The organism is Kinneretia sp. DJ1R-11 (assembly GCF_025717595.1).
Taxonomy (GTDB): Bacteria; Pseudomonadota; Gammaproteobacteria; order Burkholderiales; family Burkholderiaceae_C; genus Paucibacter_A.
Genome location: NZ_JAJIRR010000009.1, coordinates 108,114 through 122,293, shown reverse-complemented (window position 1 = coordinate 122,293; position 14,180 = coordinate 108,114). Strand labels below are relative to the sequence as shown.

Here is a 14,180-nt window from a genome sequence, read left to right as displayed (position 1 = left end):
CAGAACATGGCCTTCACCTTAGCCAGCCCCCCGCGCCACCACCCCCCCCGTCGCGGGTGGTGGCGGCGCGACCACCCCCCCGGGAAAACCTGTGGCTGCAGGCACCAGGCTGGTGCGTGAATGGGGTATCTCCGAGCAATTCGGACCCCCGTGTTTCGAGGGACCATGGGCTTTGCCTGAGTCCTGCGGCCTTGTTCAGCCTCTAGACTTGCCGCATGAAGTACGAGCTGTGCGACGACGAACTGGCGCGGCTGGAACTGGCGCTCGAAGAAGCCACCGGGGTGGAGCGCCTGCAGCTGGTGGCCGCCCTGGCCTGGCATTTGCGCCAGCGCGACAGCCTGCGCGCGCTCAAGCTGATTGCTGAATGCGAGCGTCGTCAAGCCATCTTCGAGGCCGCCGGCCGGCCCTTGAGTGCACAAGAGGCGGCCGGCTTGGCTTTGCGCCTGGCGTTGGCGGCCGCTGAAATCGCCGTGCATTTCTGTCGCCTGGATGAGGCCGAGGACCAACTTGCGCGCGCTCGCGCCCAGTTGCAGCTGGCGCCGGATCCGGCCGCCGCCTGTGACGCCTGTCTGGTTGAAGCGGCTCTGGCCAAGGCCACCGGCGAACGCAGCCGCGAGCTGCAGGCTCTGCGCGAGGCCGAGATCCAGTCCGCGGCCAGTGGCGACCCCCAGCGAGTCGGCATCGCCCGCGGGGTCGCCTGCAGCGAGTTCAGCCTCAGCCAGACCCACCAGGATCTGGCGCGTCAGCAAGACCTCGGTCTGGGTTCCGCCATCGCGAGCGGTGGACCGGCCAGCGAAGCCTGGCATCTGGCGGCGCAGGCCTTTCCGCTCTGCCTGCGCGAACCCGCCACGGCGGCCGGCCTGTTTCTGCGTGCCGCTGAGCTCGCCCGCAGCATGGGCATGCGCCGTTTCGTTTGCATCATCACCATGAATGCCGGCAATGCCTGGCTCGAGCTGGGCGACCTCAACAACGCTGGCAGCTGCTTCGAGCAGGCGGCCGAGCTGGCCGCGCGCACCGGTTGGCCGGTGCTGATGGGGACCAGCCAGACCCAGATCGGCCGCGTCCTGCGTCACCTGGGCCGCTTTGAGGAAAGTCAGGCCGTGCTCAATGAAGCGCTGGCCTTGCTACGGGTGGCGCCGCCCGGCACGGCCAAGGCCTTCGCCTGCAGCGAGCTGGCTCTGACCCTGCTGGCCCTGGGCCAGGCGCCGGCGGCCGTCGAGGTGATGAAAGAGGGCATTGCTCTGTACCGCGCGGCCCAATCCAATGTCAATCTGGCCCTCAATCTGGTGCGTCAGGCGCGCGCCCTGGCGCAGCTGGGTGGCACCGAGGCGGCCTTGGCCGCCATCGCCGAGGCCCAGGAACTGATCGAACGCTTTGGCTACTCTGCCCTGGCGGTGGACCTCGCCGAGGCCCTGGCCGAGGTGCACCGCCACAGCGGTGCCCGCCTGCCGCCCCCGCCCGGCATGACGGCGCCCAGCGCGCCCATCCATTACGCCCAGACCGCGCTCAGCCGTGGCCTGAACATCGCCGGCTGGAAGCCTCCGCCGGCCTTGCTGGACTATCTGGCCGACGCCTGGGCCGAGGCCGACGAAATGGCGCAAGCCTATTCCTACTCGCGTATGGCGCGCCTGGCCCATGAGCAGGGCGACGCCATGAAGCTGAAGAACCCGCGCACCATGCTGCACCTGCTCGGCTATCGCAGCCTGAGCCCGCAAGCCACGCCACCGGAGCCGAGCCTGGCACCGCGTTTGCTCAGCCCCGCGGCGTCGAGCGAGGCGCTGACGCCCAAGGAAAGCCAGATCCTTCAACTGCTGGCGCGCAACTACTCGAACAAGGAAATTGCCCAGTCCCTGGGGGTCAGCACCGAGACCGTGAAATGGCACCTCAAGGGCCTGTACGGCAAGCTGGCAGCCGGTTCGCGCCGCCATGCGGTGACTCGGGCACGCACCCTGGGCATGCTGCACAGCGGCGTCTGAACGCCCCCCCTAGTTCACCATGTCCGGGTTCAGCACCCGGTTTCCGTTGGCTTGAAGCGAGCGCGCATGGTGCGCGTTCGACATTCAAGGAGCGGAAGATGAAGACCCAAAACTCGATGACACGCAGCAGCGAGGGCTTGTGCCTGGCGCTGGGCTTGTTGTTGGCGGCGGCCGGTGCGCAGGCCCAGAACTACCAGATCACCGGCCAAGTCAACACCCTGGCCTCGACCTTTGCACCGGGGCCGCGCGAGGACCTCCAGCGCGCTGAGCACTTCAACTGGATGGACCGGCCCGAGGCGCAAGTGGTGCAGAGCCTGGCGGCCCGGGTCGACGGCAGCAATGGCGGCTATGGCTGGGCCACCTTGGAGGCCTCGATGGGCCGGCTCAAGGCCTTTGCCGAATCGGCCTACCCGAGCGGCATCCCGGCACCGCATTTCTACGGCTACTCTTTCGGCACAGCCCAGGCCACCTTTGCCGACACCGTGCAGGTTCAGGGCGCGGGGCTGGCTCCGGGCGCGCCGGTGCGCTATGAATTGCTGCTGTGGATCGAGGGGCAGATCAGTCAGCCCTACTTCGAGATGGGTGGGCATCTGGCCGTTGACGGCGTGGCCGAGATTCGCCTCACGGACCGGACCAGCAACACTCAGAAGATTCTCAGCTGGGACGCCAAGACGCAGAGCACGGGCTGGTACAGCCTGGCCCTGGACACCGAGGTCGGCCATGCCTTGACGATTTCGGGCATGTTGTACGCAGGCGCCTCGGTCGACTCCAGTGCCACGCTGGCGCGCTGGGCTCAGTCCGACTTCAGCCACACGGCGAATTTCTATCTGCGACCTTCTGTGGCGACGCTCAACACCGTCGGCGCCAGCGGCCATGACTTCACGGTCAGCGCCGTCCCCGAGCCTTCCAGCGCCACGTTGCTGGCGCTCGGTCTGCTGGGCCTGGGCCTGAGGCTGCAGCAGCGACGTCGCCCAAACGCCTGACCGTCTGTTCCGCCGCACTGGCATCATGGCTGCCCATGACGAGCTTGCCTTGCGCCGCTGTGGATTGGCCCGAGTTCTCGGCCCTGCTGGACGCGGCCCTGGACCTGCCGGAGGCCGAGCGCGCCGCTTGGCTGCAGGCGCTGCCGCCCGCTGCGCTGCATTTGCGTCCAGCCCTGGCCCGGGTGCTGGCGCAGGACGGATCGGCGACGCCGCGCCTGGAGCTGCCCGCCACGCTTCTGGGCAGCGAGCCGGTGGGCGAGCCTGAGTTCAGCCCGGATCAGGTGTTGGGACCTTGGCGCCTCCTGCGCCGACTGGGGCAGGGCGGCATGGGCGAGGTCTGGCTGGCCGAGCGCTGTGACGGCGCCTACCAGCGTCAGGTGGCGCTCAAGCTGCCCCATGCCCTGGCATTGCTGGGCCAGGGGCGGCGGCGCTTTGCCCAGGAGCGCGACATCCTCGCGACCCTGCAGCACCCTCATATTGCCCAGTTCTACGACGCCGGCACGGCCGAGCTGCATGGCGGCGAGCTGCAGCCCTGGTTGGCGCTGGAATATGTGCCGGGACTGAGCATCAGCGCCCACTGCCAAGTCCGGGCGCTCGCGCCACGGGAGCGCTTGCGCCTGATGCAGCAGGTGATGGCGGCGGTGCAGCATGCCCACGGCTGCTTGCTGGTACATCGTGATCTGAAGCCGTCGAATTTGATGGTCACGGCGAGCGATGAGGTCAAGCTGCTGGACTTCGGCATTGCCAAGCTGCTACGGCCTGAGCCGGCGCTGGGCGAGCCGAGCCGATTGCTGCTGGCGACACCGGCCTATGCCGCGCCCGAACAGGTCCAGGGCGGCACGATCAGCGTGGCCACCGATGTTTATGCCTTGGGGGCGGTGCTGCAGGAACTGCTTTGTGGCCGCCCGCCCGCGCCAGACAGCGCCGGCCCCTTGCTGGCCTCCGAGTCCGTGCAGCCCGGCCATGCCGAGTACTGCGGCATGAGCCGGCGGCGCTTGCAGCGCTGGCTGCGCGGCGATATCGACGCCTTGCTGGCCAAGGCACTGGCAAGCGAACCGGCCCAGCGCTATGGTTCGGTCCAGGCCTTCAGCGATGACATCGGTCGCCACCTGGCGGGCCTGCCATTGCAGGCGCGCCGCATCTCCTGGCTGGCGCGCCAAGCCAAGGCGGCGCGTCGGCATTGGCTGCTGCTGACGGCGGCGGGGGCCGTCAGCCTCAGCCTCGGTCTGGGACTGGCGAGCAGCTGGTGGCAGGCGCGCCAGGCGGCCGAACAGGCGCGGCGCGCCGAGGCGATTAAGACCTATTTGCTGGAACTCTTCAAGACCCTGGACCCGCGCCAGGCCGATGCCCAGGACCCCGCTGCTGGCATGCGCCGCCTGCTGCAGCAGCAGATGGCGCAGATCGAGCAGCGTCTGCCCAGTGATCCCGAGCTGGCCGAGGAACTCCTGCGGCTCAGTGCCACGGTGGCGGTCTATCTCAGTGATGAGGCGCGCAGCTTGGAGCTGGCGGGTTTGCGCTGGCGCCTGCTCAAGCAGCGCCTCGGGGCGGGTCATGCGCGCAGCACGGAGGCCGGCCTCTCCTTGTTCTGGGCCCTGTGGTCGGCGGATCAGCGCGAGGCCGCGGCTCGGGTGCTGGGCGAGCTGGACACGCAGCTGCCCGCCACCGGCTTGCTGCGCGCCGAATGGACCCTGGCGTACCACGATGTGCAGGTCGAGCGCGGCGCCGCCGCTAGCGAACGCAGTGCGTTGCTGCAACAAGCGCTGCGGCTCTATGCCGAGGCGGCGCCGCAGGACAGCGGCCGCATCGCCGCGCTCAGTCATTGGGCCGCTTTGCAGTTGAAGGTGGGCGATGCAAGGGCAGCGCTGCGCACCGTAGACCAGGCCCTGGCCTTGCTGCCCAAGGCTGAGCCCTACATCGCCTTGGACCATGCCCGCGTGCTGGCCTTGCGCGCACAGGTCCGCTCGGCCCTGCAGCAGGCCAGCAGCGGGCCTATGGAGGACTTGGATCAAGCCGTGGTCTTGCTGCGCGGCAGCATCGGCCTGCGCAATCCGCTGGCCTGGGCCGTGGTCGCGCAGCGATTGCAACTGGGCTGCGCCGCACCGGCCGGCCCGCTGCAAGCCCAAGCCTGGGCGCAGGCCGAGCGCCTGTGGCGTGAAGCCTGGCCGGACCCGTCGCTGAGCGGTGTCGCTTCGCAGGCGCCCATGGATGGACGTGCCGCCTTGCTGCGCAGCGCGGTGGCTGCTTGTGCATGGAGCGCAGCGGTCGTGCCGCCGTTCAAGCCGTGAGCATGCTCAGCAGCAAGGCGCGGGCCTTCTGCCAATCGCGCCGGACGGTGCGTTCGGTCAGGCCCAGGTTGCAGGCAATCTCGCCCTCACTGAGTCCGCCGAAATAGCGCAGCTCCACCACCTGGGCCAGGCGCGGCTCCAGGTCCTGCAGGGCCAGCAAGGCCTCGTGCACCGCCAGCACGGCCGGCTCCGGACTCGCACCGGGCAGGGCGGCCAGGCCTTCGGTGTCCAGGCTCAGATCGGCCTGGCCGCCGCCGCGTTGCTCGGCCGCTTGCTCGCGCGCCAGGTCGATGATCACCGAGCGCATGACCCGGGCGGCGTAGGCCAGGAAATGGCCGGAGCTGGCAAAGCGGGGCTCGGCATTGCTGCGGTTCAGACGCAGAAAGCTTTCGTGCACCAGCGCGGTCGTGTTCAGGTGCAGGCGTGTCGGACCAGCGCGGCGCAGCCGCGCGCGAGCGATCTGCTTGAGCTCTTCGTACAGCTCTTCGAATTGGGGCTCGGCCTCGCCGGGCATCACGTCATCGGGTGCCAAGTGTTGTGGACTCACGGCTCGGGCGTTTCGGCCCGGATGGCGCGCAGCTGCAGGCGGAGCTCCTGCCACAGGCCTTCGGCCTCGGCCGGCCAGGCGGCCTCTGCGTTCAGCGCTTGCTCAAGCTGCCGTTCCAGTCGGTTGGCCAGGTCGCTGCTGCTGTCCAGGCCGAGGATCAGGAGCACGCTCTTGAGGCTGTGGGCCAGGCGTCGCAGCGCTGGGGCATCGCGGGCCGAGCAGGCGCGTTCGCCTTCCTGCAGGTCTTGGGCGAACTGCTCCAGGCTGGCAGCGCGGAAGCCGCGGTAGAGCGCCGCGTCGCCGCCAAAATTTCGCAAGATGGCCTCCTGGTCGGCCTGCGGCGCGGGGGGCGGCGCCGCATCGTTGGGCCGGTAGGGCTGTAGCGGCGGCGGCTCGCTGGCCCTGGGCACCGGGCCCAGGATCTCGAGCACGCAGGCCTCCAGCTCGCCGACGCTGCAGGGCTTGAAGAGCATGCGTTCAACGTCCAGGGTCTGCAGGCGGCTGCGCACCTCGGGTTGCAGGCCGGCGCTGAAGGCCACCAGGCGTGCGCTGCCGCGCAGCGCTGGCAGGGCCTGCAGCTCGGCCAGCAGGTCCAGGCCTGAGCGGTCGGGCAGCATCAGGTCGGTGATGAGCAGCTCGAAGGCGCTGCGCCGCAGGGCCAGCAAGGCTGAACCGACATCGCCGCAGACGGTCAGCTCGACCGCCAGGTCCTCCAGCACCATGCTGACAAAGCGCTGCAAGGAGGGGTCGTCCTCGACCAGCAGCACCCGCCGCAGCCCTGCCCCGTGGGCCAGGGCGCTCACTCGGCGGCTCCAGCCGCCAGTGCCGCGTGCAAGGCAGCTGGCAGGTCCAGCACCAAGCGCGGCTTGTGCACCACCGGCACGCCACTGAGGGCAAAGGCAAAGGGCTGACGCTGGTCCTCGTCCAGCGAGGTGACGACGATCAGGCGGCTGTGCGCAAACTGCACATGCGAGCGCAAGCTGGTGATCAAGGTGGCGCCATCGATGCCAGGCAGCAGGATGTCGACGATCAGCACCTCGGGCTGCAACTGGCCGACCATGGCCAGACCGACGATACCGTCGTGGGCACTGTGCAGCTCGAGCTCGGGGAACTGCTGCTTGAGCAGCATGCCGATCAGGTTCTGGTAGTGCACCGAGTCTTCGATCACCAGGATGCGCTGCGGCGCTGGGTCGGCTTTGGCCGTCGCCGCGCTGTCGGGCGGCAGGGCGGCCCGCGCCGCGCTGCGGGCCAGGGCGCCAGGACCTTGGCGCTGCAGCTGCCAGCTACGCACCGATTCGCTGGAAATCCGGCGGTGCCCGCCGGGTGTCTTCCAGGCGGTCAGCTCGCCTCGGTCCACCATCAGCTGGACCGAGCGCACGGCCAGGCCCAGCATGCGCGCCACTTCCATGGTGCTGAAATCGGCACCGTCTTCGTCACTGCGCTTGTTTGATTCAGTCATTGTGTGATTTTGCCGAATTAATAAGGAAGCACACGCATTTTTTCCCGGCCATCAATTGATATAAATGATAAATTAGCCGCACTGAAATGAAATCTGACCGGAGCCACCGCCATGAAGAAGATCCTGATCGTCGATGACCATGCGGACATCCGCCGGCTGATCCGCATGACGCTGGAGTTCGAGGACTACGAGATCCACGAGGCGGCCAACGGTGACGCTGCCATGGAGCAAGCCCGCAAGCTGCTGCCGGACTTCGTACTCATGGACGTGATGATGCCCGGCGGCATCGATGGCTTGGAGGCCTGCCGCCAGATGCGCGCCGACCCGGCGCTGCGCAGCACCCATGTCATTTTGCTGAGCGCCCGTGGCCAGGCGCGCGACAAGGAAGCGGGCTTGAAGGCCGGTGCCCACGACTATCTGGTCAAACCCTTCAGCCCGCTGCAGCTGATCGACAGCCTGGCCGCCCTCTGGCTGATCGACTGAACACCGCCTTGACGTACACGGCGAAGGCTTTGCAATCATGCTCATGACGACTTCAGCGCATACGGCCGATCTGCTGGCGGCCCCCGAACTTCTTCAACCGCCCAGTTTGCAGTTCGACGCTGCAGCCTCGGCCCAGATGGAATGCTTCATCTCCGACTTGGGCCGCATGTACCACGAGCGCAACGAGGCGCTGCGCGAGGTCTCCCGCGCCCACCACGAGGCGCTGCTGCGTCTGGCGCGTGCCGCCGATTTCCGAGACGACGACACGGGCGTGCACATCCTGCGCATCGGCTTCCTGGCCGAAGCCCTGGCTCTGCTGGCCGGCCAGACAGCGGAGGCTGCGCGCATGTTGCGCTGGGCCGCGCCCATGCATGACATCGGCAAGATTGGCGTGCCCGACGATGTGCTGAAAAAGCCCGGCGCCTACAGCGATGAGGAGCGGCGCGTGATGAACAGCCACCCGCTGATGGGCGCACAGATCCTCGGGCGCTCCCGTATCCCCTTGTTTCAGCTGGCCGCTGAGGTGGCCATGAACCACCATGAGCGCTGGGATGGCGCCGGCTATCCCATGGGCCTGGCGGGCGCGGTCATCCCTCTCTCGGGTCGCATCGTGGCTGTGGTCGACTTCTTTGATGCCCTGACCATGGATCGCTGCTACCGGCCGGCGTTTGACGATGCCACCGCGCTGCAGATGCTGGCTGAGCAACGCGGTCTGGCGTTTGACCCCATGCTGGTGGATCTGCTGCTGGCCAACGCCAGCGAGATGATCGCGCTGCGCGAGCGGATCAACCAGGACCCGCCCAGTTTTGAATCCTTGATTGACCAAGGTTGAGCACCATGGGCCCCCGCTCCTCTCCAGTCCTGCTCCAGTCCAGCGATGCGCCGGCCGTGTCGCAGCGTCTGCGGGTCTATCTGGCTGCCTGTTTGCTGAGCCTGGCCTTGTTGCTGGCCTTGGCCGTGCTGGCCTGGTACGAGCGCAATGAAGCGCTGAGCGCCGCGCGGGCGCGCGCTGAGCTGATGAGCCGGGTGCTGGAGGACCAGATCACCCGTGCCGTCGAGGCTGCCTCGCTGAGTTTGCGGGTGCTGGCCGAGAGCCCCGCTTTGCCTGCTTGGCTGGCCGCCGATGCTGCAGCCAGCAGCGCTGATGCTGCCACGACCCAGGCCGGGTTGCGTCAGGCCTTGCAGGGGCAGACGGTGCTGCGCAGTGTGGCCTTGCTGAGCCCCCAGGGCCGCGTGCTGGCCAGCTCGGAGGCGGGTGAGGCTGGTCTGCAGGTCGAGCTGAGCTTGCTGGGCAATTGGCCCGGCGATGGCGTCGACCGCCTGAGTCGGATGCTGCCCGGTCGCGGCGTGCGCGACCTGCGCGCAGGCCCGGTCACGTCGCCGGTCAGCATGCTGCCCTTGCTGCGCCAGCTGAATCTGGGTGGTGGCCGACGCTTGTTGCTGTTGGCCTTGATCAACCCCGACACCCTGGCCAATTACCAAAGTCAGGCCCTGGCCGATCTTCAGGGGGCTGCCTTGTTGAGCAGTTTCGACGGCCAGTTGCTGGCCAGCAGCGAGAGCGTGCCCCAGGCACCCGGCAGCCGCTTGAGCGGACATCCCGTCTTCAGCGACTGGCTGCCGGCCCGAGAGTTTGGAAGTTATGTGGGTGCCGGCGCGGTCGCGGGTACCCAGGTGGTGGCCTTCCGTGCTTCGCGCACCCGCCCGCTGGTGCTCCTGGTCGAACAGCCCGTGGATTTGGCTCTGCAAAGCTGGCGCGACATGCTCTATGTTTTGCTCGGCATTGCCGTGGCCGGCACTTTGTTGATCGCCGGCGCGACCTGGGTCGTGCTGAGAAGCTTGCGCAGCAGTGCGCGGGGGCGGGCTGCGCTGAGCCGGGCCCATGAACGGGTGGCGGCGCGCGAGCAGGACTTGCGCGTGCTGCTGCGCAGTCTGCAGGAGTTCGTGTTTCGCACCGATGCCAGCGGTGCTATCAGCTTTGTCAATGCCCGATGGGCCAGCCTCAGCGCCTTGCCGAGCCGGGACGCCCAGGGCCTGCATCTGGCCGACCTGGTGGTGCCCGAACACCGCGCGCGGGTGCAGGCCTTGTTCGACCCGCGTGGCCCGCTGGAGGAGGCTCGCACGGCCCAGTTCGCCCTGGTGGCGCCCGATGGCCGGATGCGTCGTTTTGAGATGTCTGTCCTGCCTTTGCAGGAAGCCCGTGGCCAGGGTCTGACGGGCTTCGCTGGAAGCGCAGTCGATGTAACCGAGCGCTGCGAAGCGCAGCAGAGCCTGCAGCACCAGCTGGCCTTCAGTGCGCTGCTGCAGGAGATGAGCCCCTTGCCGGTGTCCATGTTCGATGCAGCCGGGCGCTATGTGACCGTCAACCAGGCATGGGAAGAATTCACCGGGCGCAGCCGCTTCGCCACCATCGGCCAGGAGGTCGGCGGCTTCATGCCCAAGGCCGAGCGCTCGGTGCATGATGACCAGGACGCGCGACTGCTGCGTGAAGGCGGCCGCATCCGCTACGAGACCCAGATCAAACACCGCGACGGCAGTCTGCGAGACATGCTGATCACCAAGGTGCGCGTGCCCGATCAGAACGGCGGTGTCGCCGGCATCCTGTGTACGCTGGAAGATGTCAGTGAATTCCGTGCCGCCGAGCGGGCCACCCGCGAAGCGCGCGATGTCGCCCAGGAAGCCTCACGAGCCAAGAGCGAGTTCGTCGCCAACATCAGCCATGAGTTGCGCACGCCGCTGCAGTCCATCCTCGGCTTTTCCGAACTCGGCCTGGCGCGTTCGCGCGAGCAGCCCAAGCTGGGCGGCATGTTCCAGGACATCCAGCAAGCGGGGCAGCGCATGCTGGCCCTGGTCAACGACTTGCTCGATGTGTCCAAGATCGAGAGTGCGGTCGGCACCTTTGACTTGGAGCGCTGCGATCTGCGCGGCCTGATCCAGGGTGTGATGCGTGAACTCGAACCATTGATGGCGAGGCGCACCTTGCGCCTGTCGCTGCGCCAGCCGGCCACGCCGCTGGCCGCCAAGGTCGACCCCTTGCGCTTTCAGCAGGTGATCCGCAATGTCATGGCGAACGCCATCAAGTTCTCGCCCGAAGGTGGCGCCCTTGATGTGCGCGCCGCCCTGACGCCGCAGGGCGAGGTCCACATCACCGTGGCCGATCAGGGGCCGGGTATTCCGCAGAAGGAGCTGGAAAAGATCTTCGATGCCTTTGTGCAGTCGAGCCAGACCAAGGATGGCTCCGGCGGCACCGGATTGGGCCTGGCCATCTGCCGCAAAATCATTGAGGTCCATGGCGGCCGTATCTACGCCGAGAACCGCGTCGATGACGGCAGTGACAATCCCGGCGCCATCTTCCACATCTACCTCCCCCTGCGTCAGCCGGGCGATTCGCAGCTGATGGGCAATCTCGATTGAGTCCTTGGCAGGCATACTGCGGCGCGTTTCCTTCCCCACGCAAAGCAGAGGTCGGCCTTCCCATGACGAGTGAGCCCAGTTCCAAGCCCCTGCCCCAGGTGTTCAGTGTCAGCTGCAGTGCCGTGCATGGGTTTTCAAAACACCTCGTGGACGCCATCGAGTTGGAAGCCGGCCTGGGCGTGCGCGGCGATGCCCATCGCGGCATGACCGTTCAACACCGCTCGCGTGTGGCGCAGGACCCCAGTCAGCCGAATTTGCGCCAGGTGCATCTGCTCCATCACGAGTTGTTTGAGGAGCTGGCCGGGCGCGGCCTGGCGCTGGCGCCGGCTCAGATGGGCGAGAACATCTGCACGGCCGGGCTGGACCTGCTCGCGCTGCCGACCGACACAGAGTTGCAGATCGGCGCCGAAGTCCGCCTTCGCGTCACTGGCTTGCGCAACCCCTGCGCCCAGATCGAGAACTTCATGCCGGGCCTGCTGGCCGCTGTACTGGACCGCGGCCCCGAGGGGCAGCTGATCCGCAAGGCCGGCATCATGGCTGTCGTGCTGCAGGGCGGTTGGGTGCGTCCCGGCGATGCCATCCAGGTGCAGTTGCCGCCGCTGCCGCACCGCGCCCTGGAGCGGGTGTGAGCGAAGCGGCTCAGCCGCCCTGGCCCTCGCCGCGCTCGTAGACCACATTGGCCCGGCCGACCAGCAGCGGGTCCAGCGGGCCGATCTTGTCCAGGTCTTTGTTGGTGTAGGGCAGCTGGTGCAGGACATGGCGCAGGGCGTTCAGGCGTGCGCGCTTTTTGCAGTCCGACTTGACCACGGTCCAGGGTGCCTCGGCGATGTCCGTGTGAAAGAACATCGCCTCCTTGGCCTTGGTGTAGCTGTCCCATTTGTCCAGCGAGGCCAGGTCGATCGGTGAGAGCTTCCATTGCTTGAGCGGATGGGCCTCGCGCTCCTTGAAGCGGCGGCGTTGCTCTTCGCGGCTGACCGAGAACCAGAGCTTGACCAGATGCGTGCCGCTGCGCGCCAGATTGCGCTCGAACTCGGGCGCCTGGCGCATGAACTCGCTGTACTCGTCGTTGCTGCAGAAGCCCATGACGCGTTCGACACCGGCGCGGTTGTACCAGCTGCGGTCGAACAGCACGATCTCGCCGGCTGTGGGCAGGTGCTGCACATAGCGCTGGAAATACCACTGGCCGCGTTCAACCTCGCTGGGCTTTTCCAGCGCCACGACGCGAGCGCCGCGCGGGTTGACGTGCTCCATAAATCGCTTGATGGTGCCGCCCTTGCCGGCGGCATCGCGGCCCTCGAACAGGATGACCAGGCGCTGGCCGCTGTTCTTGATCCAGGCCTGCAGCTTGAGCAGCTCGACCTGCAGCTGGTATTTTTGCTTCTCGTAGCTCTTGCGCGAGAGCAGGTTCTTGTAGGGGTAGGCGCCGTGCCGCCAGTGGCTGGACAGGGCCTGGTCGGGGTCGACGCCGGCTTCGTTGCCTTCGGGCGTCTGTAATTCCTGCAGCAAGGCCTGACGCAGGGCCTGGGCATCGTCGGGTGCGCAGCCGGCCACGATGGCGCGCACCGAGGAAGCCAGCGCCGCCGGGCCTTGGCGGGCGACGATGTCCTTCAAGGCCTCCAGCTCGCGCGCCTGGGCCGCGGCCACGGCCTCCTTGACGACATGGCGGGCGATGCCGGCCGGGTCCTGGCGGCCGGCGGTGTCGCCGCTGCGACTGCGGCGGGGCGCCGGCTTGGCGGCGCTGCTGCGGCTCTTAGGGGCGGCGGGTGCGGTCTTGCGTGCGGCTGTGCTCATGGCGTGATTCGGTTTGTCATGAATTCGTCACATTCTCACCCCTGCGGCCGGTCTGCCTTGACGCAGCTCAAGAAGCCGTTGCGGAGGGCGCTGGGCTTCACGAGCTGGCTCAGAGCGGGTGACTTTGCAGCCACCAAGCCAGGCCACTGAAGCTCAGGAAGGCCAGGCTGGTGCTGGCCAGGATGATGCGGGCGATGCGGCCGTTGTCGGCGCCATAACGCTCGGCCAGCAGCGAGACATTGCTGGCGCTGGGCAGCGCGGCCGCCAGGGTCAGCACGGTCAGTTCGAAGCCTCCCAGCGGCAGGCCCAGGTGGCGCGCGCCCAGGCCCAGTCCCAGCACCAGGGCCGGATGCAGCAGCAGTTTGATCGCGGCCACCGGCAGGTAGAGCGATGGCGGCGTGCGGCTGTGCGCATGCCGGCCGGCACGCCAGAGCACGGCGCCGATGGTGAACAAGGCCACCGGTGTGGCGGCATCGGCCAGCATGCGGATCACGCTGTCCACGGGGCCGGGCGGGCGCAGGCCGCTGGCACTGGCCAGAGCACCCAGGGCGATGGCCCAAGGCAGGGGGTTGGACAGCGCGCCGCGCAGCGCTTGCCGTGCTGCCGCGCCGGCGGCGCTGCGCCCATCGGCGCCGACCACCGCGTCATGGGCGCGCGCCAGGGCGATGCAGAGCGAGCTGGTGAAGAACAGATCGGCCAAGATCGTGCAGATCACCGGCCCCGCCGCCGCCGGCCCGAGCAGGGCCACCAACAAGGGCACGCCCATGAAGCCGGTATTGGGAAAGGCGGCCACAAGGGCGCCGAAGGCCGCATCCTTGAGTTGTACCCGGGCCGAGAGGGTCAGGGCGATGCACACACCCACGACCAGCAGGGCGGCACTCAAGTAGACGCCCAGCACCGCCGGGTTGAGCAGCTGCAGCACCGGTGTGTTCATACCGAAGCGGAACAGCAGGCAGGGCAGGGCGAAGAACAGCACAAAGCTGTTGAGACCCGGAATTGCGCTTTCCGCCAGCAGGCCTTGGCGGGCCGCCGCATAACCGCACAGGACCAGGGCGAAAAAGGGCAGCGTGACGGCGAGAATGGCACTCATATGAAGATTCAGTATCGCAAGTGCCAGGCCGCTTCGGCGAGGCGCATCCGACCAGCGCCGCGACCCGGCTCAGCGCCGCAGCGCCGGTGCGTGTTCACAGAGGGCGTGAATAAGCCCTAAATCGCGTGAGCAAATGCGCAGGGACCCCCGGTTCG

General features: G+C 67.8%; 12 protein-coding genes. 7 read left to right on the top strand and 5 right to left on the bottom strand.

All coding sequences use genetic code 11. The features are described 5' to 3' along the window. Positions 1-215 precede the first annotated feature (215 nt). The 3 genes from LNV23_RS15830 (at position 216) to LNV23_RS15820 (ending at position 5,244) form a co-directional block, all read left to right on the top strand. Positions 216-1,976, top strand: a complete 1,761-nt coding sequence (locus tag LNV23_RS15830; protein WP_263563860.1) for a LuxR family transcriptional regulator — start codon at positions 216-218, stop codon at positions 1,974-1,976. Positions 1,977-2,074: 98 nt separating this feature from the next. Beyond that, positions 2,075-2,959 (top strand): PEP-CTERM sorting domain-containing protein, encoded by an 885-nt coding sequence (locus LNV23_RS15825; RefSeq protein WP_263563859.1) that lies wholly within the window; start codon positions 2,075-2,077, stop codon positions 2,957-2,959. 35 nt (positions 2,960-2,994) lie between these two features. Continuing rightward, entirely contained in the window at positions 2,995-5,244 is a 2,250-nt protein-coding gene (locus LNV23_RS15820) for a serine/threonine-protein kinase (protein WP_263563858.1), read from the top strand. Here LNV23_RS15820 and LNV23_RS15815 read toward each other — a convergent pair. The 3 genes from LNV23_RS15815 to LNV23_RS15805 are packed head-to-tail and all read right to left on the bottom strand — an operon-like array spanning position 5,234 to position 7,250. Further along, a complete protein-coding gene (locus LNV23_RS15815; RefSeq protein ID WP_263563857.1) occupies positions 5,234-5,791 on the bottom strand; it encodes an ECF-type sigma factor in 558 nt (185 codons plus the stop codon). The genes LNV23_RS15820 and LNV23_RS15815 overlap by 11 nt on opposite strands. Further along, positions 5,788-6,594: a hybrid sensor histidine kinase/response regulator gene (locus tag LNV23_RS15810; protein ID WP_263563856.1), complete on the bottom strand. Its 807-nt coding sequence runs from the start codon at positions 6,592-6,594 to the stop codon at positions 5,788-5,790. The genes LNV23_RS15815 and LNV23_RS15810 overlap by 4 nt, the downstream gene beginning before the upstream one ends. Next, entirely contained in the window at positions 6,591-7,250 is a 660-nt protein-coding gene (locus LNV23_RS15805) for a response regulator (RefSeq protein ID WP_263563855.1), read from the bottom strand. Before LNV23_RS15805 ends, LNV23_RS15810 begins: the two co-directional genes overlap by 4 nt. Before the next feature lie 111 nt (positions 7,251-7,361). Between LNV23_RS15805 and LNV23_RS15800 the strand changes: the two genes are divergently transcribed. The 4 genes from LNV23_RS15800 to LNV23_RS15785 all read left to right on the top strand — a co-directional run bounded on the left by LNV23_RS15800 (position 7,362) and on the right by LNV23_RS15785 (position 11,773). Beyond that, on the top strand, positions 7,362-7,733 hold the full coding sequence (locus LNV23_RS15800; RefSeq protein ID WP_263563854.1) for a response regulator transcription factor: 372 nt from the start codon (positions 7,362-7,364) through the stop codon (positions 7,731-7,733). A gap of 43 nt (positions 7,734-7,776) precedes the next feature. Further along, positions 7,777-8,565, top strand: a complete 789-nt coding sequence (locus LNV23_RS15795) for an HD-GYP domain-containing protein (protein WP_263563853.1) — start codon at positions 7,777-7,779, stop codon at positions 8,563-8,565. Between the two features lie 5 nt (positions 8,566-8,570). Continuing rightward, entirely contained in the window at positions 8,571-11,144 is a 2,574-nt protein-coding gene (locus LNV23_RS15790) for a PAS domain S-box protein (RefSeq protein ID WP_263563852.1), read from the top strand. 62 nt (positions 11,145-11,206) lie between these two features. Next, positions 11,207-11,773 carry an MOSC domain-containing protein gene (locus LNV23_RS15785; RefSeq protein ID WP_263563851.1) on the top strand — a complete coding sequence of 189 codons (567 nt, stop codon included), beginning with the start codon at positions 11,207-11,209 and terminating at the stop codon, positions 11,771-11,773. 10 nt (positions 11,774-11,783) lie between these two features. On the opposite strand, the gene ppk2 is transcribed toward LNV23_RS15785, so the two are convergent. Continuing rightward, entirely contained in the window at positions 11,784-12,935 is a 1,152-nt protein-coding gene (gene ppk2 / locus LNV23_RS15780) for a polyphosphate kinase 2 (RefSeq protein ID WP_263563850.1), read from the bottom strand. A 109-nt stretch (positions 12,936-13,044) separates the two neighbouring features. After that, positions 13,045-14,025 carry an AEC family transporter gene (locus LNV23_RS15775; protein WP_263563849.1) on the bottom strand — a complete coding sequence of 327 codons (981 nt, stop codon included), beginning with the start codon at positions 14,023-14,025 and terminating at the stop codon, positions 13,045-13,047. Positions 14,026-14,180: the final 155 nt, after the last annotated feature.